At 72.4% G+C, this 23,559-nt stretch carries 20 protein-coding genes; 2 read left to right on the forward strand and 18 right to left on the reverse strand.

The genetic code is table 11. From position 1 onward, the window contains the following. The 13 genes from AC07AB_RS04550 to ddaH all read right to left on the reverse strand — a co-directional run. A partial coding sequence (locus AC07AB_RS04550) for an NAD(P)-binding protein (protein WP_478559934.1) occupies positions 1 to 363 on the reverse strand: 363 nt, incomplete at its 3' end. A gap of 100 nt (positions 364 to 463) precedes the next feature. Next, complete coding sequence (locus tag AC07AB_RS04555) at positions 464 to 2,542, reverse strand: SpoIIE family protein phosphatase (protein ID WP_478559937.1); 2,079 nt, start codon at positions 2,540 to 2,542, stop codon at positions 464 to 466. A gap of 298 nt (positions 2,543 to 2,840) precedes the next feature. Next, positions 2,841 to 4,199 (reverse strand): NAD(P)/FAD-dependent oxidoreductase, encoded by a 1,359-nt coding sequence (locus AC07AB_RS04560; protein ID WP_478559940.1) that lies wholly within the window; start codon positions 4,197 to 4,199, stop codon positions 2,841 to 2,843. 279 nt (positions 4,200 to 4,478) lie between these two features. Next, positions 4,479 to 5,039, reverse strand: a complete 561-nt coding sequence (locus tag AC07AB_RS04565; protein ID WP_478559943.1) for a hypothetical protein — start codon at positions 5,037 to 5,039, stop codon at positions 4,479 to 4,481. 182 nt (positions 5,040 to 5,221) lie between these two features. Further along, positions 5,222 to 6,133, reverse strand: coding sequence for a GHMP family kinase ATP-binding protein (locus AC07AB_RS04570; protein ID WP_478559946.1), 912 nt, complete (start codon positions 6,131 to 6,133; stop codon positions 5,222 to 5,224). A 90-nt stretch (positions 6,134 to 6,223) separates the two neighbouring features. Then, positions 6,224 to 9,508 carry a non-ribosomal peptide synthetase family protein gene (locus AC07AB_RS04575; RefSeq protein ID WP_478559949.1) on the reverse strand — a complete coding sequence of 1,095 codons (3,285 nt, stop codon included), beginning with the start codon at positions 9,506 to 9,508 and terminating at the stop codon, positions 6,224 to 6,226. Then, positions 9,505 to 10,770, reverse strand: coding sequence for an ATP-grasp domain-containing protein (locus AC07AB_RS04580; RefSeq protein WP_478559952.1), 1,266 nt, complete (start codon positions 10,768 to 10,770; stop codon positions 9,505 to 9,507). The genes AC07AB_RS04575 and AC07AB_RS04580 overlap by 4 nt, the downstream gene beginning before the upstream one ends. Continuing rightward, the gene (argH, locus tag AC07AB_RS04585) at positions 10,763 to 12,244 is read right to left on the reverse strand and encodes an argininosuccinate lyase (protein ID WP_478559955.1); all 1,482 of its coding nucleotides are present in this window, start codon (positions 12,242 to 12,244) and stop codon (positions 10,763 to 10,765) included. Before argH ends, AC07AB_RS04580 begins: the two co-directional genes overlap by 8 nt. Then, positions 12,241 to 13,302, reverse strand: coding sequence for a cysteine synthase family protein (locus AC07AB_RS04590; protein WP_478559958.1), 1,062 nt, complete (start codon positions 13,300 to 13,302; stop codon positions 12,241 to 12,243). The genes argH and AC07AB_RS04590 overlap by 4 nt, the downstream gene beginning before the upstream one ends. Positions 13,303 to 13,907: 605 nt before the next feature. Continuing rightward, the gene (locus tag AC07AB_RS04595; protein ID WP_478559961.1) at positions 13,908 to 14,621 is read right to left on the reverse strand and encodes a DedA family protein; all 714 of its coding nucleotides are present in this window, start codon (positions 14,619 to 14,621) and stop codon (positions 13,908 to 13,910) included. After that, positions 14,614 to 15,408, reverse strand: a complete 795-nt coding sequence (locus AC07AB_RS04600) for a lysophospholipid acyltransferase family protein (RefSeq protein WP_478559964.1) — start codon at positions 15,406 to 15,408, stop codon at positions 14,614 to 14,616. The genes AC07AB_RS04595 and AC07AB_RS04600 overlap by 8 nt, the downstream gene beginning before the upstream one ends. Next, the gene (locus AC07AB_RS04605) at positions 15,405 to 16,154 is read right to left on the reverse strand and encodes a GNAT family N-acetyltransferase (RefSeq protein ID WP_478559967.1); all 750 of its coding nucleotides are present in this window, start codon (positions 16,152 to 16,154) and stop codon (positions 15,405 to 15,407) included. Before AC07AB_RS04605 ends, AC07AB_RS04600 begins: the two co-directional genes overlap by 4 nt. Before the next feature lie 163 nt (positions 16,155 to 16,317). Continuing rightward, complete coding sequence (gene ddaH, locus AC07AB_RS04610) at positions 16,318 to 17,184, reverse strand: dimethylargininase (protein ID WP_478559970.1); 867 nt, start codon at positions 17,182 to 17,184, stop codon at positions 16,318 to 16,320. A 257-nt stretch (positions 17,185 to 17,441) separates the two neighbouring features. Here ddaH and AC07AB_RS04615 point away from each other — a divergent pair, with 257 nt between their 5' ends. Further along, the gene (locus AC07AB_RS04615; RefSeq protein ID WP_478559974.1) at positions 17,442 to 17,897 is read left to right on the forward strand and encodes a flavin reductase family protein; all 456 of its coding nucleotides are present in this window, start codon (positions 17,442 to 17,444) and stop codon (positions 17,895 to 17,897) included. 55 nt (positions 17,898 to 17,952) lie between these two features. Beyond that, positions 17,953 to 18,627, forward strand: coding sequence for a response regulator (locus tag AC07AB_RS04620; protein WP_478559977.1), 675 nt, complete (start codon positions 17,953 to 17,955; stop codon positions 18,625 to 18,627). A gap of 93 nt (positions 18,628 to 18,720) precedes the next feature. On the opposite strand, the gene AC07AB_RS04625 is transcribed toward AC07AB_RS04620, so the two are convergent. The 5 genes from AC07AB_RS04625 to AC07AB_RS04645 all read right to left on the reverse strand — a co-directional run bounded on the left by AC07AB_RS04625 (position 18,721) and on the right by AC07AB_RS04645 (position 23,518). Beyond that, positions 18,721 to 19,509: an ABC transporter permease gene (locus tag AC07AB_RS04625; protein WP_478559980.1), complete on the reverse strand. Its 789-nt coding sequence runs from the start codon at positions 19,507 to 19,509 to the stop codon at positions 18,721 to 18,723. 123 nt (positions 19,510 to 19,632) lie between these two features. Continuing rightward, on the reverse strand, positions 19,633 to 20,598 hold the full coding sequence (locus AC07AB_RS04630) for an ABC transporter ATP-binding protein (RefSeq protein ID WP_478559983.1): 966 nt from the start codon (positions 20,596 to 20,598) through the stop codon (positions 19,633 to 19,635). 223 nt (positions 20,599 to 20,821) lie between these two features. Further along, positions 20,822 to 21,040 (reverse strand): MbtH family protein, encoded by a 219-nt coding sequence (locus AC07AB_RS04635; RefSeq protein ID WP_478559986.1) that lies wholly within the window; start codon positions 21,038 to 21,040, stop codon positions 20,822 to 20,824. A 70-nt stretch (positions 21,041 to 21,110) separates the two neighbouring features. Then, complete coding sequence (locus tag AC07AB_RS04640; protein ID WP_478559989.1) at positions 21,111 to 22,052, reverse strand: TauD/TfdA family dioxygenase; 942 nt, start codon at positions 22,050 to 22,052, stop codon at positions 21,111 to 21,113. Positions 22,053 to 22,438: 386 nt separating this feature from the next. Further along, on the reverse strand, positions 22,439 to 23,518 hold the full coding sequence (locus tag AC07AB_RS04645; RefSeq protein WP_478559992.1) for a ParB/RepB/Spo0J family partition protein: 1,080 nt from the start codon (positions 23,516 to 23,518) through the stop codon (positions 22,439 to 22,441). Positions 23,519 to 23,559: the final 41 nt, after the last annotated feature.

Genomic DNA, 23,559 nt, shown 5'->3' on the forward strand with positions numbered 1-23,559 from the left:
GCAGGCCATCGGGTATTGCGTCTCCGCCGCTGGGTGCACCCCGCTCTTTGTGGTTGGGGCGGAGGTGTCGGTGGGCAGGGGCCTGCGGCGTGCGCCCGCCCCGATCCACCGGTCGGTGGTCCCGGGCAGCAGGGACTCGATGACGCGTGCGCCGCCCGACCACAGCAGGTGGGCGTGGCGGGCTTGCGGAAGTCCCTTGCGGGAGGCGGCTGTTGATGCCAGCCGGTCCCGGTCGACGAGGGTGACCGAGGCGCAGTGTTCGGCGAGGACCGCGGCGGCCAGCAGACCGGCGAGGCCGGTGCCGAGGACCACGGCGCGGGGGTGCGGGGCGGTGGGGTCGGATCGGCGGATCGGCTCGTTCATGGCCGGTGACCTCCTGAGGGGTGCGGCACGGGACGCGCGGCGGTGACGGCCTTGGCTCCGGCATCCATTGTGCTGTGCCCGGCGCGGCGGGCGCCGGAACTCAGCGGTCGCGTTCCGGACAGGTGAACTCGCACCACACGCATTTGCCGGCGCCCCGCGACTCCACGCCCCAGACGTCGGCCAGCCCGTCGACGAGGAGCAGGCCGCGCCCCGAGACCCCCGCCTCGCCGGGCTCCCGGCGCCGCGGCATGGCGCTCGACCGGTCCTCCACCTCGACGCGCAGCCGCCGTTCGCCGCCCGTGACGGGGAGCATCCGGGCAGTCACCACGGCGGCCCCGTCGGTGTGCAGCAGGGCGTTGGTGATCAGCTCGTCGGCGACGAGTTCGATGTCGTCCGCGCGCTCGCCCGCGCCCCAGGCCCGTACCGCCGCGCGGATCATGTGCCGGGCGGCGGACAGGGCCTCCGGGTCGGCGGAGGCGATGTGCTGCTGGAGCCGTCCGCCGCTGTGCGCGGCGGTTCCCGTGCGGCGCATCAGCAGTACGGCCAGGTCGTCCTCTCCGGCGCGTTCGTCGACCCGCTCGCACAGCTGGTCGGCGAGTTCCTGAAGGTCGTGCGGGCCGTCGCGGACGACCCCGGCGAGCCACTGGAAGCCGTCGTCCAGGTCGGCGCCGGGCTGTTCGACGAGGCCGTCGGTGCACATCAGGAGGGTCTCCCCCGGGTCCAGCTCCATGGCCGTGACGGGGTAGTCCAGCCGGCCGAACTGGGCGGAGAGGCCGAGCGGCAGTCCGCCCGGGAACGGCAGTCGGCGGCAGGTGCCGTCGGTGTGCCGCAGCAGCGGGTCGATGTGCCCGGCCCGTACGAGCCTGAGCGCCCCGGTGGCCAGGTCGGCCTCGGCGTAGGTGCAGGTGGCGAAGCGGTCGGTGTCGAGTTCGTGCAGGAAGAGAGAGGCGCGGGCCATGACGGTGGCGGGCGCGTGGCCCTCGGAGGCGTACGCCCGCAGGACGATCCGCAGCTGGCCCATGACGGCGGCGGCGTGGGTGTCGTGGCCCTGTACGTCGCCGATGACCGCGCCGATGCGGCCGCCGGGCAGCTGGATGACGTCGTACCAGTCGCCGCCGATGTCCCGGCCGAGCCGCGCGGAGCGGTAGCGCACCGCGAGCTGCGCGCCGGGGACGGCGGGGATGCGGCGCGGCAGCATCGCCTGCTGGAGGCCCTCGGCGAGGTCGTGTTCCTGGTCGAAGAGCATGGCGCGGGCCAGGCTCTGGGCGATGCTGCTGCCGAGGGCGACGAGGAGGGTGCGCTCCTCGTGGGTGAAGCCCTGCCGGTCGCGGTAGAGCAGGCCGAGGGCGCCGATGGGGCGGGCCTGGGCGATCAGGGGCAGATAGGCGGCGGCCGAGAGTTCGAGCGCCTCGATGTGCTCCCAGAGCTCGGGGTAGGAGGTGGCGAAGTCCTCGCGGGACTCGATGAAGCGGGGCGCGAGGGTCCGGACCACTTCGCTCATGGGGTAGTTGTCGTCGATCCGGGTGTAGCGGGTGCCGGGTACGAAGCTGTCCGTGGGGCCCTCGGCGATCAGGTGGATGCGGCCGCCTTCGACGAGGCCGACGACGAGACTGTCGGCGCCGAGCCGCTCCAGGCCGGGGGAATCGCTGAGGACGTCGATGACGTCCTGCACGGTCCTGGCGTGTGCGAGGGCGGCGGTGGTCCGTTCGACGACGGCGCTCTGGTGGCGGCGCCGGGTGGGCGCGTCGCGGCGTTCCACCGAATGGGCCAATTCGGCGGTGGCGTCGCGGACGACGCCGAGGATGCGGTGCGGGCGGCCGTCGGGGTCGCGGCGGATGTGACCCTGGGTGTGGGCCCATCGGGGGGTGCCGTCGCGGCGCTGGACGCGGAAGTACGCCCCGTAGGAGGCACCGCCGGATTTGAGGGCCCGCGCCACGAGCCCGTCGAGCCGGGCGGACTCGGTGAGCTGGACGCGGGCGGAGAGGGTGTCGGGGTTGCCGTCGTACTCCTCGGGGGTGAGGTCGAAGACGGCGAGGGCGGCGGCGTCCAGGTGCATGAGCCCGCTGTCCAGGTCCCAGTCGAAGGTGCCCATGCGGTTGAGGGCCAGCGTCAGGTCCGGGTGCGCGGGCCAGTCGCCCGGCAGCGATACGGCGGCCGGCGTCGCTCCCCGATCAACCATGAGCCCACTCTGTCATCATTTGATGCACTTGCCCATATTTACCCATATTTTTAACGCGACGGCCGGGGCGAGGGGCTACGCGGCGCGGCGGGCGGACGGACGGCGCGGCGGGCGGGCGGCCAGGCGGCGGGCGGCCACGGCCGGTCTCAGGGGGTGCCCGCGCGCCACCGGCCGGGCCCGCCCGGCACACCAGGGCCACCCGCATCCGTTTCCGGCCCCCGCCCCGCCCAAGGGGCGCCGTGCGGCCCGGCGGGAGGGGGCCGCTCACCGCGATCCCCTCGCCACGATCCGTCAGGTGTCAGTGATGTGCCGTCATGGCCTTGGTGTGTTCCCGCACTTGATCAGGGGTCAGGTAAGCATCGGTGTACTCGAAGTCGCGCAGGGTCGCGGGGCGCCGGGTCTGGAAGCCGGTGCGTACGAAGTCGTCGCCGGCGGTGGCGTTCAGCAGCCAGTTGGTCACCGTGCGGATCTTGGCGACATTGGTGCGCAGCGCCATCAGGTGGTAGCCGCGGGCCACGGCCTGCGCGGAGATGCCCTTGAGCTCCACGCCCAGCGGCTTGGAGACCGCGTCCTTGCCGCCGAGGTCGACGACCAGGCCGAGGTCCTTGTGGACGTACGGGCGCAGTGGAGCGCCGCGCAGGGTGGCGGTGAGGTTGTCGGCGACGGCCTTGCCCTGGCGCTGCGCGTGCTGGGCGGTGGGCGGGCAGATGGCCCCGTCGCCCTTGGCGATGTCGGGCACGGCGGCGGCGTCGCCGAGGGCGAAGACGCCGTCGAAGCCGGGCAGCGTCATCCGGTCGGTGACGGCGAGCCGGCCGCGTACGGTCTCCGCGTCGAGGGTGGCGACCAGCGGGCTGGCGGCGACGCCCGCCGTCCAGATCAGGGTGCGGCAGGGCAGTTCGCGGCCGTCGGTGAGAGTGACCGTCTCGGGTCCGGCCTCGGCGACGGAGACGCCGAGGGAGATCTCGATGCCGCGGCGCTGGAGCACTTCCATGGCGTCGGCGCCGAGCTTGTCGCCGAGTTCGGGCATCAGCTTGGGCGCGACGTCCACGAGGTGCCACTTGATGAGTTTCGGGTCCAGGCGGGGGTAGCGGGCGGCGGCCGCGGTGGTGACGCGCTGGAGGCAGGCGGCGGTCTCGGTGCCCGCGTAGCCGCCGCCGACCACGACGAACTGGAGCCGCGAGACACGCTCGGCCTCGTCGGTGGCCGCGTCGGCGAGGTCGAGCTGGGCGATGACGTGGTCGCGTACGTACGCGGCCTCGGCGAGGGTCTTCATGCCGCGCCCGTACTCGGTCAGGCCCGGGATGTCGAAGGTCCGGGTGACGGAGCCGGGGGCGAGCACGATGTAGTCGTAGGACTCGTTGACGATCTCGTCGGTGATCTTCCTGATGACGCAGACCTTGGCCGTGCCGTCCACGCCGATCGCGCCGCCGGGGATGATCCGGGTGCGCCGCAGCCCGCGCCGCAGGGAGACCGCGACCGACTGCGGGGTGAGCACCCCGGAGGCCACTTGGGGCAGCAGCGGCAGATAGAGCTGATAGCTGAAGGGTGCTACGAGGGCGATCTCCGCCTCTCCAGGGGCCAGGGTGCGCTCCAGCCTGCGGGCGCACTCGACTCCGGCGAAGCCGCCGCCGACGATGAGGATCCTGGGTCGCGTCATGATCTGTCTCCTGCTCGGTTTCGCGGGCTCCTACCCATGGTTCGGCCATTCGCGACGGTCCGCCTCTCGGCGGGGGCCGGGGAGCAGGCGGCCGGACGGCCGCTTTCCGTACAGCAGGTGACGCTCTGACCAGAGGATCACCGGGGGTGGGCGTCGCCGGGCGAGGGTCCCCCGGCCGGGGACCGCTCGGGGCGGGGATCGGTCCCGGGGCCGTAACCCGAGCCGCCGGGCCCGTGGCCCGAGCCGCCGAGGCCGTAGCCCGATCCGCCGGGGCCGGGGTCAGCGCTCGCGGCCGCCGCTCGCCCCTCCGGCCTCGTCGAGGAGCGCGCGGGCCTTGGCCTCGGCCTCGTCGTACCGATCGGGAAACGCGGACCGCTGAACCTCCTGGGCGACCTGGCCCGCGGTCCAGTCGGGGTGGTCACCGGCGACGGTGACCGCTCGGGTGAAGAACGAGTTCGCGGCGTGCGCCACGTCCATGCACTGCTCGGGCGTGCCCCAGCCCTGGCTCGGGCGCTGCTGGAAGACGCCGACGGAGTCGCGGTCGCCGCACGCGAGATTGTTCATGTGCGACTCGACCCAGCCGGCCTCGAACCCGGCGAGCATCACCTTGCCGCCGACGTCCAGCTCGCCGCCGACCCGGTGGACGATCCGGATGACCTCGGCGTCGTGACCGGGCGGCACCGCGCACGCCGCACCGGCCCCGAGCTCCGTCGCGGGCACCCGGCCCCCGCGCGCAGGCCCGGACTCGTGCGCGCCGACCGCCGACGCCAAGGGGGACGACAGCGCCCACACGCCGAGGGCGAGGCTGCCGAGGTGGAAGACGGATCGTCTGCTGGCCATGGGGGCACCTTCGCATCTCTTCGCACCGGGGACGCTCACCGGCCGCCGGACCGGCCGTCCCGAAGGACCGAATGGCTGATACCCCGGCCGCGGGGCCCGGACGCCCGGAGCGCCGCTTCCGGCCGGGCCCGGTCCGCGCGAGGGCCCCTAGAAACCGCCGCTGAACGAGAGGCCCTGGGGAGCTAGTGGAAGCTCAGTGTGCGGTACACCGTGACGTTCCCCGCCAACTCCTCGCACGCCTGCGCCGCGGCGGCCAGCCGGCCCACGCACGCCGGGTCCGCCGTGTCCAGGAGGATGCCGAGCGTCGTTCCGCTGTGGCCGACCACCACGCCCAGTCCGCCCATCTCCTCGCAGACGGCGATCATCGCGTCGAGCGACTTCTTGTGGCGCAGCGCCTGGTTCATCCGCGCGCTGCGGGTGGCGACCGCGCCCACCTCGGCGAGGTCGCACCGCGCCACCGCGCCGGTGAGCCGCTCCAGCAGCCCGGCGTACTCCCGCTTGTCCGCGGCGGTGAAGGGCTTGGGTATCCGGTTGAAGTCCACCGTGTCCACCGCGCCGCCCTCGTCGATGCTCACCACGGCCATCGACGGCAGCGAGCCCAGCCGCGCCCGCAGCCGCACGCTGCGGTGGTGGAAGGCGACGACGGCGGGGTAGAGCACCCCGTCGGTGGGCTCGATACGGGCCAGGTACCGCTCGATGCGGCGCGGCGGCATCGGCAGGTCCAGGGCGTTGCCCACCGCGCGGGCGGTGGCCACCAGGTCGGCCGAGGAGCTGGCCAGCCCCTTGCCCTCGGGCAGCATGCTGTCGATGGTCAGCAGGCCGCCGCTGGGGCCCGGGGCCTCGTCCATGATCATCGAGACGAGCCGCAGCGCCTTCTTCTTGTGCGGCGGCCATACGTGCAGCCCGTCGCTGTCCGGGTACGTCTGGAAGGTGACCGACGTCCACCGGGCCACCGGCAGCGTCACCAGGAAGTCACCGTCGTCCTCCGGCAGCACCCCTTGCAGCAGCTCGCCGAACGTTCCGAACGTCGAGCTCATGCCGGTGGCACCGGTGCGGTGCCCCCCGGTGAGCGCGACTTCCCCCGTCATCGTCATAAAGATCTCCCTATGCCTGCGAACCTCGCTGGGTCGCTGCGATCGCCTCAACCCCCGGCAGCGCCAGGAACCCTGGAATCCGCCGGGGCGTCACACCGTCGTATGCCGCGGCCGCTCACACGCGGCCCGTACCAGCGCCGCGCTGTCCGCCGGTGACGCCCGTACGAAATACCGCCCGCCCTGGGCGAGTTCGCGCAGCCGCACGGTGTCCGCGACCAGCTTCCACTCACCGTGCCGCTCGCCGAACCCGCTGGTCGTCGCGTCGTCCTGGGCGACGACGACGTCCACCGCGGAACTGATGCCGTACCGCTCGGCGTTCTGCCGGACGGTGATGAGATGGCGATTGGCCGTCAGCACGTCATGGCGGTACGCCGAGCCCACCACCTCGGCGCGCTCCGGCTTGAGGCCGTCGAGTTCGACGTAGGCGCTCTCGGAGCGCAGCCGCGCGAGGAGGGTGCGGTTGTCGGCGTCCTCGACCGTCCGCATCTCGCGGCGCAGGTCGTCGATCTCCTCCAGCAGCAGCGCCCCGATGAAGACGCGCTCCGCCCGCCGGCCGCCGGCCTCCAGCAGCCGCGCCGTCTCCAGCGCCGCCGCCGCGCCCTCGCCGTGCCCCCACAGCAGCAGGGGCGTGCCGATCCGCGCCACGATCTCCGCGTGCACCCGCCGGGCCACCTCCGCCACGTCGGCCAGCGACTCACCGTCGCCGGCCAGATCGTGCCCGGGCGGCTCGACCCCGTACACGGCGATGCCGTCCCGCTCCAACTCAGCTGCGAGTGCGCGGAAGTTGACGGCGTTTCCGCCCGCGTAGGGGAAGCAGACCAGACTGTGGTGCGCGGCGCCGACCCGGGACAGCGGCTGGAGCAGACCGTCCGCGGCCGCCCCCTCGCCCCCGGGGTGCGTTCCGTCGAGGGCCGCCGCGAGGGAGCTGAGCACCGGGTACCGGACGAGCTGTTTGAGCGAGAGCTCCCGGTCCATCCGGACCACGAGCCGCACCCCGGCGAGCGAGGACCCGCCCAGTTCGAAGAAGTCGTCGTCCCTGCCGATGCGTTCCAGCGGGGCGTTCAGCACCTCCGCCCAGAGGGTGGCCAGGCGCTGCTCGGTGGGGGTGCGCGGCGCGACGTAGGGCGCGCCGCCGTGGCCGAGCGTGCCGGCCAGCCGGGTCAGCGCCTTCTTGTCCACCTTGCCGTTCTCGGTCAGCGGCAGCCGCCGCAGCCGGTGGAAGTAGGTGGGCACCATGTAGTCGGGCAGCGATGCGGCGAGGAAGTCGCGCAGCCGCTCGGCGAACAGCTCCTCGCCGCCGGTGAAGAAGGCGACGAGGTTGCGGGGGCCACTCGCCGCGCCCTCGATGACCACGGCGGCGTCACGCACGCCCGCCATGGCCAGCAGCCGGTTCTCGATCTCCCCGATCTCGATGCGGAAGCCCCGGATCTTGACCTGCTCGTCCCGGCGCCCGAGGTACTCGATACGCCCGTCCGGCAGCCGGCGGCCGAAGTCCCCCGTGCGGTACATCCGGGTGTTGGGCCGGAACGGATCGGGGACGAACGCCTGCCGGGTCCGCTCCTCGTCGTTGATGTAGCCGCGGCCCACGCAGACTCCGGAGAAGGCGATCTCGCCGGGCGAGCCGAGCGGCACCAGCGCCAGATTCTCGTCCAGCACATAGGCGTTGACGTTGCGCAGCGCCCGGCCGACCGAGACGAAGTCGCCCTCCGGCGCGCGGTCCAGGATCTCGTGCATGGTGTCGTCGGAGACCTCGGTGGCCCCGTAGGAGTTGACCAGCCTGATGTGCGGATACGCCCGGAACCAGCGCCGCGCCGACTCCAGCCGCAGCGTCTCGCCGGTCACCGACAGCGCCCGCAGGCCGTCGAGCGGCCGCGGGTGCCGCTCCACGTGGGCGAGCAGCACCTCCAGGTAGGAGGGGACGACCTGGGCGACGGTGACCGCGCCGCGCACGAGCTCGTCGAGGAACCGGTCGACGTCGAGCAGCGTGTCGGTGTCCACGACCCGGGCGCTGCCGCCGACCAGCAGCGGCGCGGCGAACTGCCACAGCGAGATGTCGACGAACTGGGCGGCGGTCTGCGCGCTCACCTCGCCGCCGCCCGCCGTCATGCCCATGTCCTCGATCTTCATATAGAGGTGGTTGAGCAGCCCCGCGTGCTCGCACAGCGCGCCCTTGGGGGCGCCGGTGGAACCCGACGTGAAGTAGATGTACGCCGCCTGGCCGGGGGCGACGGCGACCCCGGGGTTCTCGGCGGCGTCCGCTCCTGCGCCTCCTGTGCTGTCCCGGAGGCCCGCCTGCGACGCGAGCAGGATGCGCGGCGGCTGGTCGAGGCCGGCCGCCGCCTCCCGTACGCGCGCCTCGGCGGACGGTTCGGCGAGCACCAGCCGGCAGTCGCTGCGGTCGAGTTGACCGGCGATCCGTTCCGCCGGGAAGTCCGGGTGTACGGGCAGGTAGACGCCGCCCGCCTTGAAGACGCCCAGGGCCGCGGCGATCCAGTCGAGGCCGCGGTCCATGACCACGGCCACCACGTCCTCGGCCCCGGTTCCGGCGGCGATCAGGGCGTGGGCGTACCGGTTGGCGCGGGCGTTGAGTTCGCCGTACGTCCACCGGACCGCGCCGTGCACGGCGGCGACCCGATCGGGGCCGGTACGGACCTGCTCCTCGAAGACGTCCACGAACGTCCCCTCCGGCAGCCCAGCCCGGGGCCCGGACAGACCGTAGAGCTGGGTCTCCGTCTCGGCCGGGGAGAGCAGGCTCTGCCGGTGGTGCGGGGCGTCGGGGGCCGCGGCGAGCAGGCGCAGCGCGCTGAGGTGATACCCCGTCAGGCGGGCGGCGTACTCCTCGTTCAGCGTGGCGCGGTCGAAGAGTACGCGCAGCGCCAGCCCGGCTCCGTCCCGGGCGAAGGCGACGCGCAGCAGCGCTCCGTCGCCCGGGATGCCGCCCAAGAGACCGCCCGGCCCCTCGACGGGCCCGGTCTCGGAGCCGGGGTCTTCGAGGCCGGTGAGATCGCAGACGATCTCGGCCGCCACAGCCGGGCCCGCACCCCGGCCGTCCGCCGACTCCCCTACGCGCTGCACCAGTTCGGCCCATGTCGAGTTGGCGACGGTCAGCCGCAGCGCGGTCGGAGCCGTGCCGGCGGCACGTACCTGACCGATGATCAGCTCGTGTTCCGCCGTCACGGTGGCCAGCACCCGAGCGTGCGCGGCGAGCAGCAGGGCGGCGAGATCGACGCCGAGCCGCGTGGCGGCGCGGCGGAGGTCCGCCACCAGTTCCTCGGGTATCCGGCCGTGGTGCTCGCCGGTCCCGTGGCCGTGCGCGCGGGGCGCCGTCCACCGCGGGGCGCTGGTGGGCACCCCCTGGCTCGCGTTCTCCGTCACTGCCCGCCGCCCCCTTCGTCCCGTACCGTCGCCCGCATCTCGATCCTGATCAGTCGTACGGCCGCGCGGGCGCGCCGCGCGGCCTCCTCGGCATCCCGGCCGGCGGCCACGGCGTAGCCCAGCCGGTCGAGGAAGGAGTGGGTGATGCCCACGGCCTTCCCGGCGGCCGTGGTGGCGTGGGCCAGGACGACGCCGGGGCCGGCCGCCGCCTCGTCCAGCCCGCCGACGGCCGTGACCCGGCCGGCCCCGGGCGCCATGAGGAAGCGGACGGCGGCGTGCCCGGCCGCGGGGCCGGGCGCCGGGAGGGGTCCGTCGCAGGCGCGGGCGATGACCGCGTCCACCAGGTCCGTGCCGGTGGCCGCCTTGACGGCGGCGGGGATCATGCCGCCGGCCAGCCGCGGGTTGACCTCGATCACCACGGGCCCCGCGGCGGACCAGCGCAGTTCGGTGTGGGCGGCGCCCCAGCCGAGGCCGAGGGCGGCGAGCGCCCGTACGGCGGTGCCCGCGAGGGCGGCCCGTACGTCCTCGGGGACGGCCGCGGGCACGTCGTGGCCCGTCTCGACGAAGTAGGGCTCGGGCCCGAGGTGCTTGCCGACCACGGTCACCACGTCCGTATCGAAGGTCTCCACCGAGAACTCCGGTCCGTCGACGGCCGCTTCGACCAGCAGGCGGCGGGGTACGGGCGTGCCCCGTTCGTCGCCCGTCCGGGACAGCAGCCGGTCCGCCCACTGCCGCGTCTCCTCCTCGTCGCGGCAGAGCTTCACGCCGACGGAGCCGGAGCCGCTGACGGGTTTGAGCACCACGGGGTAGCCGATCTCCCGGGCCGCGCCGAGGGCTTCGGCGACCTCCCCGACGGAGCGGTACTCGGGCGAGGGCACGCCGGCCGCGGCGAGCAGATCGCGCTGGGTGTCCTTGCGGCGGCAGCGGGCGATGGCGTCGCCGTCGGCGGCGGGCAGCCCCAGTTTCGCGGCGACCCGGGCGGCGGGCGCCACGAAGTACTCGGAGCTGGAGGCGACCCCGGCGAGCCCGGCCTCGGCCGCGAGCCGCTCGCACGCCTGCTGGACGGCGTCGAAGTCCCCGGTGTCGAGCACCACGGTCTCGATGCCGTCCTCCGCCGCGTACGGATAGCGGGCGGGGTCGCGGGCCAGCAGCACCGGGCGCGTGCCGCGTGCCGCGGCCGCCGCGCAGAACTGCCGTCCGGTGCCCGTGGTGTTGCTCTCCAGGAAGGCGAACCACTGCCGTTCGCCGCGGGTGTCACTCATCGCGTGCCTTTCCGGTCCGCCCCGTCGGTTCCGCGCCGTCGATGAGCTTGCCGACGGACGTCAGAAGTTCGTGCCGGGCGGCGTCGAGGCGCTCCCGGTGCCCGCGCAGCCAGTCGCCGTGTTCGGCCAGGCGTCCGCGCACGGTGGTGAAGGCGGTGTCGAACATGCCCGGGCCGCCGCCGCGGTCGTGCTCGGCGACCACTTCGCCGAGCGGCGGCAGCGAGGCGTTCCCGGCGCCGGGGGTGTCCGGCGGCAGGCGCAGTTCGGTGGCGCCGGTCTCGACGGCCTCGCGCACGGCGGCGCCGACGACATGGTGCGCGGTCCTGAACGGTACGCCTTCCCTCACCAGCCTGTTGGCGAGGATGGTGGCCGTGACGAAGCCCTCGTCGGCGCGCTGGGCCATCCGCTCCGGCGCGGGGCGGGCGCCGCTCACGAGCACCTGTGCCAGGAGTACGGACTCGGTCACGGTGTGCAGGGCGCCCCAGGCGGGGCCGACCGCTTCGGTGCCCACCTCGATGGAGTTGGTGAACGGAGTGGACTTCATGGTGGCGGCCGCCGCCGTCCAGGCGCCGAGCGCCACGCCCGCCTTGGCCTTGACGTGCTCCAGCAGGAACGCGTTGCGCTTCTGCGGCATGGCCGAGCTGCCGCCGACGAGCCGTTCGGGGAACTCGATGAAGGCGAACTCCTGGGTGCTCCACAGCTGGAGGTCGGTGGCGAGCCGGCTGAGCGTCATGCCGGCGCCGCTGATGACGGCCAGCGCCCGCAGGACGCCGTCCCGGCTGGCGACGGCGTCCACGGCGTGCAGCGGCGGCGCGTCGAAGCCCAGGAGGCCGGCGGTGCGGGCCGGGTCGATGGGCAGGTCCGTACCGGCGACGGCGCCCGCGCCCAGCGGGCAGCGGCCGAGCCCGGCCAGCGTGTGGCGCAGGGCGTCGATGTCCCGGTCGAGGGCGACCGCGATGCCGGCCAGGTAGTAGCCGTAGGTGATGGGCATGGCCGGCTGGAAGTGGGTGTAGACCGGCATGACGGTGTGCCGGTACGCCCTGGCGCGGGAGAGCAGTACGCCCTGGAGTCGCAGCACCTGGCCGAGCAGCTCGGCCAGTTCCGTGCGCAGCCGCATCGCGGTGATGGTGGCCTTGATGTCGTTGCGGGAGCGGCCGGTGTGCAGCTTGCCGCCGATGTCCGCGCCGAGGGCCGCCACCAGGTGGCTCTCGTACATCAGGTAGAGGCCGCGGGGGGCGGGTTGGCCGAGCAGTTCGGCGAAGCCGGTGGCGCGCAGTCGGCTGATGTGGTCGAGCAGGGCCGCGGCGGCCGGGGCGGGCAGCAGGTCCCGTTCGGTCAGCATGACGACGTGGGCCAGGTCGATGGTGGTGGTGAAGCCGAGTTCACGGCTGGTCTCGGCGGGAGTGGGGTCGCCGTAGACCACGCGCTGGGTGCGCGCGCCGAGGGTGGCGGTGAGCCGGCCCGTACCGCTCATGAGAGCGCCTCGGCGTTCCGCGGGTCGGCGGTCATGGCGACGGCGCCGGGTATGTGTCCGTACGGGCTGCGCCGCCAGGCGAGGTGGCTCCACCGGTCCTGGGCCTGGTCGATGCGGGTGAGTTCGACGGGTTCCGCGGGCATCGCGGTGCCGGCGTGGCCGTTCTCGGCGAGCCAGGCGTCGTCGTAGACGGTGGCCTGGTAGCGGTAGCCCTCGTCGGGGAGCATCACCACGCACAGCGAGTCGGGGTTGCGCCGGGCCCACCACTGGGCGGCGAGGTAGGCGGCGCCGCTGGTCGGCCCCTGGAAGAGGGCGTGTTTGGCGTGGAGGCGGCGGGTGGCCGCGTACGCCTCGGAGGCGGTGCACCAGTGGACGTCGTCGAAGACGGTGTGGTCGAGGTTGGCGGGCCACAGGCTGTTGCCGAGGCCGCGCAGGGCGCGGGGGCCGTCGGGCTGGCCGAAGAGCACGCTGCGGTGGGTGTCGACGCCGATCGCCCGGGTGTGCGGGGTCTGTTCGCGCAGGGTGCGGACGGTGCCGCACATCGAGCCGCCGGAGCCGACGGGGCCCACGACGCAGTCGATCCTCCCGAGCGTCTGGGTGAGCTGCTCGGCGACGACCGCGTACGACCGCGGGTTGTCGGGGTTGGTGTACTGCTCGGGGCAGAAGCTGCTCGGCAGTTCGGCGCGGATCTCGGCGAGTCTGCGCAGCCGGGCCTCCTGGAAGCCGCCGGTGGGCGCGGGTTCCGGGCAGATCTCCACCTGGGCCCCGAGGTCTTCCAGGCGGCGGAAGAGGTTGGCGTCGATGGCCGGGTCGCTGACCAGGATCAGGTCCCGCTCCATGAGGGCAGCCTGCATCGCCAGGGCGAGCCCGAAGGTGCCCGACGTCGTTTCCGTGATCACGGTGTCCCGGTCCAGGTCACCGCGCTCCATGGCGCGGCGGAGGATGTAGCGGGCCGGCAGCAGCTTCATCAGCGTGAAGACGGCCCCGTACAGATTCGGGCCGAGACGCACGAGCCGCGGCATCATCTGCGCCTCGGTGATCTCCTGGAACATAGGCATGGTTGCCCCCATGAAAGCTCCCTGCGAATTCGGGGCGAACAGAAAACACGAGGGCGCCGACCCACGCGAAAAACGAGGGCGACGGACCACGCGGAAATAATCGGTCACGGGCCTTCCGACCGACGGGCCAGACATTATCCAATCGGTTCCGTCACCGAATGGCTGAGAATCCGCTAAAGGCCGCGTGAACCGGGCTCGGATATCCGCCCGGCCGACAGCGCATCGCACGCAACTCGCCCACCATCCCCCGTCAGGACCGCGTAAGCCAAGACCGCGCTCCGGTCCGCGCGCATTTGGCAGTCAATGCCGATGCGCACCAAAGCGGTTCGACGCTACCCACTAGATCAAGAACAGTCAAAGGTCCCCTTGAACGGTCACAGCAGATTCCACTGCCGAGTACGGGGACGCGTCGGCGGCATTGCCCCCGCGTGCCCCTACCGGAATCCAGGTGGATTCGCAAGGGTGGCACCGGGCATGCCGAAGGGCCGGGACGGATGATTCCGTATTCCCGGCCCCGCACAGCTGCCGCACCGTCATGGTGCGGACCGGCCCGGCACGGACAACCGGATTACTGGAATCCGGAATTCGACGCGCCGGGCGGTCGGTCAGTCGGAATTCGCGACGGCCTCCGCGACGGACCCGGCCGCGGGGTCGGCGGCCCGCGGCCCGCCGGTCACGGCCCGTGCGTCGGGCAGCGGCACGGAGCCCGCGCCGCCCCGGCGCGCGCGGACGCGGCGCGCCGACTCGATGGCCCCGACGACCAGGAGGGCGAGGGCGAACGCCAGCAGCAGCCCCTTCACCGGTTCGTCGCTGAAACTGGCCCCGCCGATGAAGCCGATGGCCGTGCTGCTGACCGCCCACAGGCCGGCCCCGATCGCGTCCAGCGTGACGAAGCGGCGCAGCGGGAATCCCAGGCTGCCGGTGGACAGCCCGGAGGCGACCCGTCCGCCCGGCAGGAAGCGCGCCGCGACGACCAGCGTCGTGGCGTGCCGGGCGACCATGCCGCGGCCCCACTCGTAGCGCTGCCGGCCCTTCTCGCCGCGCATCAGCCGGGCGACCGCCCGCGGCCCGAGCCACCGGCCCACGCCGTGGCTGAGGCAGTCGCCGGTGAGCGCGCCCCCCGCGGCGACGGCGGCGAGCAGCGCGAGCTGCGGCAGATCGGAGCCGAGCAGGACCGCCACCATGACCACGGTCGTCTCGCTCGGCATGAGCGGCAGCAGGGCGTCCAGACCGGCCACCAGGAAGACGATCACCCAGAGCCAGGGGGAGTCGAGGGTGGACTGCAACAGCTCGACCAGCCGGTCGAACAGCTCAAACATGGGCGGGCAACTCCGTGCCGCACACGGCGGACCGGGTACGGGCGGCCAGGGTGCGCCGGTCGGCGCCGGGGGCGAGCTGCGGATGCGCGGTGACCCGCACGCTGAGCCCGCCGGCGCTGACCACCCGGCGCAGCGACGTGCCGAAGTCCTCGTCACCGAGGAAGGCCGCCACCGTGCTGGGCGCGCCGTGCTGGCGGTAGTCGATGGTCAGCGGCCGTACGGGCGCGCCCGCGTCGACCGCCGCCTGGAAGGTGGCGCGCCGGAACCGGCCGCCGGACGTCGAACACCAGGTGGTGGCCTGCGGGAAGACCACCACGGACCGGCCGGCGCGCAGCGTCCCGGTCAGCTCCGCGACCGCGCCCGGCAGCGCCCGCAGCCCCTCGCGGTCGATGAACCGGGTGCCGATCCGCCGGGCCAGCGTGCCGATCAGCGGCCAGCCGCCCACCTCCCGCTTGGCCAGCAGCGTCGCCGGTTCGACGGCGAGCACGGCGATGATGTCGAGCCAGGAGACGTGGTTGGCGACGATGAGCGTGCCGACTCCGTGCGGCCCGCTGACGCTCAGCGGTTCGGGGGCCGCCTCCAGCCGTATGCCGAGCGCCGTGAGCATGCCCCGGGCCTGGGCGCGCAGCGTCTCGAACTCGGCGAGCCGCTCGCCCTTGGCCACGCCTCGGGTCAGCTCGTAGGTCAGGGCGGCGTAGCGGCGGACCATCTCCGCCATCGGTACGCGCGGCGCGGCGTGCGTGGCGCAGCCGGGGGTGCACCGTGCGTCCACGGCCCAGGGGTTCATCGGGTCTCCCCCAGGAAGTAGCGGCGGTAGCGGTCGTTCAGCTGGTCCATGTCGAGCAGCACGAAGAAGTCGGCGACGTCGAACTCGGGGTCGTGGGCGGGCGCGCCGCACATCCACGCGCCGAGCCGCAGATAGCCGCGGAGCAGCGGCGGGAGGTCGGCGTAGCTGGGGTGCACGGCCTCCAGGTCGGCGGGCATCCAGGGGCGGTGCGGGTGTACGCGCAGCTCGGTGGGCGAGGAGTGCTTGGCGGTGCCGAGCAGCCAGGCGCTGGAGGCGGCCTGCCCGCCGTCGGCCAGCGGCACGGAGGCGCAGCCGGCCAGGTAGCGGTGGCCGGAGAGCAGGACGTAGCGGGCGAGCGCGGACCACATGAGGTTGATCACGGCGCCGCTGCGGTGGTCCGGGTGGACGCAGGAGCGGCCCGCCTCGACGATGGAGGGGCGCAGCCCGTCCAGTGCGCGGAGGTCGAACTCGCTGTCCGAGTAGGAGTGTTCGGCGCGGCCGGGCGGGAGCAGCCGGTAGGTGCCCACCACCTCGCCCGTGGTCGTGTCGGTGACGATGAGGTGGTCGGCGAGGTCGTCGTGGGCGTCCATGTCGTGGCCGGCGAGGGGCGTTTGGAGGGTGGCGCCCATCTCCTCGCCGAATACCTGGTAGCGCAGCCGCTGGGCGGCGCGTATCTGCTGCGTGGTGTCCGCGATGGAGGTGACGTACGAGGTGGTTGCCGCTGACGCGGTGGATGTCGAGAGCATGAGTGTCCTGATCTCCATTCAGTGGGCATTCGGTACCGGCGGCGATCGTCCGCTGCCCTGCTTCGCGGTCCTCCGTGGGGCGTTGACCCCCTGTGGAACGACCGTAGGAGCGGTACGCCGGATGGCGCACTGCACAAACGGCAGCGGGTACCCCTGACCTTCGTCAGGTGGCCGTGCGGCCGGTGCGCAGCTCCAACGTGCAGCACTTGACGCTGCCGCCGGCCTTGAGGAGTTCGGACAGGTCGAGGCCGATCGGTTCGTAGCCCCGCTCCCGCAGCGCGGCGGCGAGGCGGGTGGCGGCCTCGGGCAGCAGCACATGGCGGCCGTCGCTGAAGGCGTTGAGGCCGAAGACGGCAGCGTCCTCGTCGGTGGCGAGCAGGGCGTTCGGGAACATCTCCCGCAGGGCCGCCCGGCTGCCCGGGGAGAAGGCGGCGGGGTAGTACATGATCTCGTCGTCGCCGAGCACGGCGAGGGCGGTGTCCAGGTGGTAGAAGCGGGGGTTGACCAGGGTCAGGCCGGTGACGGGCAGGCCGAAGAACTCCTGGGCCTCGGCGTGGGAGCGGGGGTCGGTCCGGAAGCCGGTGCCGGCCAGCAGCCGGCGGCCGGCGAGGAGGTAGTCGCCCTCCCCCTCGTTGATGTGCTCCGGCCAGTGCGCCTCGCCGAAGCCGTGCTCCCGGAGCCAGGAGAGGTAGACGGGCCCCTCGGCGGTGCGTTCCATGTGCCGGAAGCGCGCGCCCAGGACCCGGCCGTCGATGACGGTGGCGCCGTTCGCGGCGAAGACCATGTCGGGCAGGCCGCCGACCGGCTCGATGACGTCGACGGTGTGGCCGAGTTCGCGGTAGAGGTCGCGCAGCCGCTCCCACTGGGCGAGGGCGAGACGGCCGTCGACCGGCTTCTCGGGCTCCATCCAGGGGTTGATGGAGTAGGTGACGTCGTAGTGGCTCGGGGAGCACATCAGAAGACGGCGCGGTATCGCGGTGCGGGTGGCCGGGACGGAGGCGGCGGGCGTGGTGCTGCCGGTGTCGGACATGGCGATTCCCTTTTGGTTTCTCTTGGTTGAGTATCGGCGCGCTCGGTGTGCGCCGTGTGAATCCCGCGTGAATCGGGGCGGGCGGACCGGCCTCGGGCTGTGGTCCGCTGGCTGGAATTCGGTTCCCGGTAGCACTGTCCGGGTGAAAGCCAATCGGTATCATTTCCCTTCAACGGGAGGAAGGAGCGACAGTGCGTGAAGCCGTCGCCAATGCCGTGGCTCCGGAGGGGATCGACCCTCAGGAGTTTCGGTCAGTAATGGGACATTTCTGTTCCGGCATAACCGTCGTGACAGCCCTCGGCCCGGACGGCCCGGTGGGGTTCACCTGCCAGTCGTTCAGCTCGTTGTCGCTGCGACCACCACGGGTGCTGCTCTGTCCGAGCCGGTCCTCGACCACCTGGCCGGTCATCAGCGCCGCCGGGCGGTTCTGCGTCAACGTGCTCGCGGCCGGCCAGGAGGGGCTGAGCAATGGCTTCGCCCGGTCCGGCGGCGACAAGTTCAGCGGGGTGGAGTGGGACCTCTCCCCCCATGGAATGCCGCTGCTCTCCGGCGTCGCGGCGTGGGTGGACTGCGAACTTCAGGCCGAATACGACGGTGGGGACCATCTCATCGTCACGGCGGATGTGCGTGGACTCGGCGCCGACGGCGCGGTCGGTCCATTGCTCTACTACCGGGGGAAGTACGCACACCTGACATCCCCGCTGACAGTCTGAGCATTTCTTACTTTCGTCGATTCTGTCCCGGCAATGAAACTCGTACGGTACTCACGTGATTCGAGTGCTGCTTGCCGATGATGAGGCCATGATCCGCGCCGGAGTTCGAGCCGTCCTCTCCACGGACCCCGAGATCGAGGTGATCGAGGCGGAGGCGACGAACGGCTTGGAGGCCGTCGAATTGGCTCGCAGTCAGCATCCGGACGTCGTACTGCTCGACGTCCGGATGCCCGGGATGAGCGGCCTGGACGCGGCGGCCGAGATCAAACGGACCGTGCCGGGCACCGCCGCTCTCATGCTGACCACCTTCTCCGAGGACGAATACATCGTCCGTGCGCTCGGCGAGGGCGCCAGCGGGTTCCTGCTCAAGTCCGGTGACCCGCGCGAACTGCTGGCGGGCGTACGGGCCGTGGCCGGTGGCGCCGCCTATCTCTCACCGAAGGTCGCCCACCGGGTCATCGGCGAACTGAGCTCCGGCTCCGCCGGCAGCCGTATGCGGCGCGGTGCCGCGGCCCGCGACCGGATCGAGGTGCTCACCAACCGGGAGCGCGAGGTTCTCGCGCTCGTCGGGGCCGGGCTGTCGAACGCGGAGATCGCCCAGCGGCTGCATGTCGTCGAGGGCACCGTGAAGAGCTATATGAGCGCCGTGCTCGGTCAGCTCCAGGTGCGCAACAGGGTGCAGGCCGCCGTCCTCGCCCACGAGGCGGGCCTGGTGGACGAGGACGACTGAGCGGCCCCTCGAAGCCCTCGCTTCGAGGAACGGACTGGGCCGGCGCCTCCGGGGGAGTAAGGCGCCGGCCCAGCCGGCTTGTGGCCACGACGCTCAGGCGTCGCGGCGGCGCAGGACGACCGTGGCCGCGGTCAGGAACGCGGCGGCCCAGGCGATGAGGATCAACAGCCCGGCGACGGGCCCGTACAGCTCGGCCTCGTCCGCCATGAACTGCGTGCCTGCCGCCTGCGGCAGGAACTGCGTCAGGTCGGTGAAGAAGTCCGCGGGAATCGACTGAAGGATCATCGGCACGATGAGCAGCAGCAGGAACAGCGCCGTGATGGCACCGGCCGAGCTCCGCAGGATGGAGGCGAGCCCGATGGTCAGCACGCTCAGCAGCGCCAAGTGCACGGCGATGGCCAGCACTTGGCCCGCGACGTAGGACATCTCGAAGGTGCCGGCGTCCATGGCCGCACCGCCGGTGGCCACCCCGAGCACAGCCAGCACGACGCCCACGCCGAAGGCGACGCCGCCCAGGGTGATGCTCTTGGCCACCAGCATGCGCGCCCGGTTGGGCACGCACTGGAGGGTGTTGGTCATGCTGCCGGTGGCGTACTCACCGGTGACGGAGAGCATCGCCAGGGCCGCGACGACGAACTCGACGCCGTAGACGGTCGCGAGCGTCGCCGGTCGGGCCACCGAGGCCGTGGCATCGTGCGAGACGGTGCCGATGCACCCGGCCGTCACGGCCATCACGGCCGCGGCGGCGAGGAGGAAGTACCAGGTCGAGCGCAGCGACCACAGCTTCGTCCACTCGGCGGCCACGGCGCCGGGCAGGCCGCCGCCGGAGGGACGGGGGGTGGCGCGCGGCGCGGCCGCGGGGGAAGTAGTCAGCGAACTCATGATCGGACGCGGTCTCTCTGGTCGGTTCGGTGAAAGGTGCCGGGCCGGCGCGGGCCGGCGGTTCGGTGCGAGACGGCGGTGCGCCGGGGCGGGCCGGTGGCGGTCCGGGCGGCGCGGCGGCGGTCAGACGGCAAGTTGCCTCTCCCCGGGTGCGGTCTGCTTCTCTCCGGTCGCGGCCTGCTTCTCGCCGTATTCGACGCTCCCCGCGGTCAGTTCCATGTACGCCTCTTCCAAGGAGGCTTCCACCGCCCGCAGTTCGTGCAGCCGTACGTGCCGCTCGTGGGCAAGGTCGCCGACGCGCTCGACGCTCAGCCCGGTGACGACCAGTTCGCTGGCGGACTGCCACGTCACGTCGGTGGCCTCCTCCAGCAGCCGGTTCGCCAGCATGTGCAGGCCCTCGGCCTCGGGGCCGCGCACCTTGACGGAGTTGCGGGAGCTGCGCGAGAGGATGTCCGCCATCGGGGCGTCCGCGATGAGCTTGCCCTTGCCGATGACGATCAGGCGGTCGGCGGTCAGCTCCATCTCGCTCATCAGGTGGCTGGAGACGAACACGGTGCGGCCGTCGGCGGCCAGCGAGCGCAGGAAGTTGCGGATCCACAGCACGCCGTCCGGGTCGAGGCCGTTGACCGGCTCGTCGAGCATCAGCACCTCCGGGTCGCCCAGGAGCGCTCCGGCGATGCCCAGCCGCTGCCCCATCCCGAGGGAGAAGGAGCCGGCCCGCTTCCCGGCGACCTCGCCGAGCCCCGCGACGCCGAGCACCTCGTCGACGCGCTTGGCGCTGATGCCGTGGCTGCGGGCCATGGCCAGCAGGTGCTTGTACGCGGTGCGCCGGGGGTGCACGGCCTTGGCGTCGAGCAGCGCCCCGACCTCCCGCAGCGGGTGCGAGAGGTCCGCGTAGCGCTTGCCCTTGATGAGGGCGGTGCCGGAGGTGGGGTGGTCCAGTCCGAGGATCATGCGCATCGTGGTGGACTTCCCGGCGCCGTTCGGCCCCAGAAAACCCGTGATCTTACCGGGCGCGACCTCCAGCGAAAGCTGGTCGACGGCGGTCTTCTCGCCGTACCTCTTCGTCAGGCCCTGCAGGGTGAGCATCGTGGTCCAAGTCCTCTCCGGCGGTGCGTGTCAAGGACGCTACGGGCCGGTGAGTGCGTGGTCAGGGGTCCTTAGACAGGACCTGACCCCCACTTTCGTCAGGTGATCAGCGCGGCACGGCATCGGGCGCGAAGGCGACCGGGACGCACGAAGGCGGCCGGCCCGTACGGGGCTCGCGCCCCGCGGTCGCCGGCCGCCTCGGTGTGCGCCGTCGGTGGACCGGTCAGGCGGCGGTGCCGTCCATGGCCGTGACGAGGCTCTTGGGCCGCATATCGGTCCAGTGCTCGTTGATGTAATCCACGCACGCCTGACGCGCCGTCTCCTTCAGCACCACCGCCCAACCGGCCGGCACCTCCACGAACGCGGGCCACAGCGAATGCTGCCCCTCATCGTTCACCAGCACCAGATAGGTACCCTCAGCATCCTCGAACGGATTCGTCATGGATTGACTCCTGTCATCGCGAAGGCCACCCGCAGGCAGCTCACAACATGTCGGTAGGGGGCGGGACGGGTCAGTCGGTCATCGCGACGAGCACCTTGCGGTCGCCCGTGAAGGGCCTCCGCCCGTGCCCGACGAGAACGTTGTCGATCAGCAGCAGGTCGCCCTGGCGCCAGTCCACGTCGACGGCGGCCTCCAGCCCCCGGTCCCGCACCTGGATCGCGTACGCCCCCGGGATGGGGCTGCCGTCCGCGAACGTCACGGACTGCGGCAGCTCGTCCGCCGGCAGCAGTTCGGCCAGCTCGGCCGCGGTCTCGTCGCCCAGCGCCGCGGGGTGCCACTGGTCCGATTGGTTGAACCACACCTCCGCGCCCGTCACCGGGTGGCGGGTGGTGGACGGGCGGACCTGGCTCACCCGCAGGCTGCCGTCGCTCTTCCACTCCCACTCGGCGGCGGAGCCCGCCAGGAACGCGTCCACCGTGGCGCGGTCGTCGGTCTCGAAGGTGTCCTGCCAGCTCTTGCCCAGGCCGAGGCCGTCGTGCAGGTTCTGGGAGTAGCGCACGCCCTGGGCGAACGCCTCCCGCACCTCGTCGTCCAGCGACGCCAGCCACTTCACCCCGTCGACGACGGGGGTGGCGCCACCGGAGCCCGGGGCGATGGCGCAGTAGAACAGCAGCCGCGACGGCCAATGGGCGCTGTAGGACAGCTCGTTGTGCATGGAGATCGTCAGCTCCTGCGGATATTCCGTGGAGGTGTAGACATTCTCCCCCACCTTGGTCCGCGGCGAATTTCCGTGCACGTAGGCCAGCCGGTTCGGCAGCAGCAGATCGAGTACGGGCTCCAATTCGCCCTCCGGGACGGCGAAGTCCCGGAACACCACTGCCTTGTTCTCCACCAGGAGCGCGTCGAATCCCGGATGGCCCTTCAAATACTCCACCAGGCCGGCCGCCCCCGGCCGCGTCCCGACGTCCTCGGGGCGAATCTCCAGCGGCTTCCAGTCCTGCACGTCCGTCACAGCGAAAACTCCCTCTTCCGCGGGCGTCCGAAAAAAATCCAGCGTGCCCTGTTCACGGTTGCAGTATTCTGCGTATATACGCGGTGACCGCGATCAGCGGCAGCCGATGGAATTCCCCGCCCCGCTTTCGGCCCTCCGCATTACGCCGCGAAACTATCACCTGGGGGTAGACGTGCCAACGCCGTCGGATGGCCGTGCACATGGCCGGGTACGGCCGTCGGCAATTCACCCGCCGGCCCGCCCGTCCGCAGTGGTTCACCTTTCCTGGGCGGGAATGTGAACCGTAGAGCGTGCAGCCGTGAACGCCGTCGGGGCCGGCGACGCCGAAGCGTCACCGGCCCCGACGTCACCGGCTTCGACGGGACGTGCGGACGCCCCGGCCGCGCTCAGGTGCCGCGGAGCTCCAGCTCCTTCGCGAAGCGGACCCACTGCTCGGCACAGGCCCGGGCGGCCCGGGCCACCGAATCCGCCCGGTGCCGGGGCACGCTGTCCACGAGCCGCCGCCACTTCTCCTCCTCACCGATGGAGTGAGCGCTCAGCAGCCGCAGGAGCGTGCGCCCCGCTTCGGTGCGCAGCGAGGGGTCCTTGCGCATGTTCGGCAAGGCGGTCCCGGCGGCGGTCGCTTCGGCGACGGCCCGCGCGTCGAGGCGGTCCGCCCCGGACCGGGCCGCCGCCACCACCGTCGCGGCCGTCTCCTGCTGGGCCTCCGCCGCGCGCAGCCTGGACGGGACGGGGTCGCGGCCCTGAAGGATCCGGTCGCGCACGTCCTTCGCGGTGGCGGGGGCGACCCCGGCCGCGTCGGCGATCTCCCGCAGGGAAGCGTGGGGCCGGTCGGCGATCACCTGGCTGGCGCGCCTGCGCCCTTCGGCGGAGTTGAGCGGGCGGGCCCGCCCGTCGCGGCCCACTCGGGCGTTCAACTGCTCGATGCCACCGGTTGAACGCTTGCGCATCGCAGCGACAGTACTGGCCACGAGCCCGGTGGCGGCGGCGATGCGCCGGTCCGCCCACTGCGGATGGCTGCCGAGGATCCGTACGGCGGCCGCGGTGCGGTCGCTCTGGGAGAGCGGCAGTCCGTTGGCGACATTCAGCTTGACCGCGAGGACAAAGGCATTCTCCTCGGTGCCTTCGAAAAAGCGGACTTCGATGCACTCCGCGCCACTGACCTGGGCGGCGCGCAGTCGGTGCATTCCGTCGATAACGCGCATCGTCGAGCGGTGCACGATAATAGGCGGAAGTGGAGCATCCAATTCCGCGAGTACCTGAATATGCCCGTCGTCCTCACCCGCGGTGCGCGGCGAATCCGAGGGCAGCAGGGAATCGATGGGAACCATCACCGTGCGGGCCGGATTCGAGGAGCCGCCGCGCCGCTGGCGGACCATTGCCGCGGCCGGGCCCTTCACGGTGGTGACCGCGGTGCCGGCAGTCGGTACGGGTACGGTCGTGGAAGAGGCCAGATACAAGGCCATCAGAACCTCCACGCCGTGGTTTCGTTCCCTACGGACTGGTG

The organism is Streptomyces sp. NPDC044033, assembly GCF_056434425.1.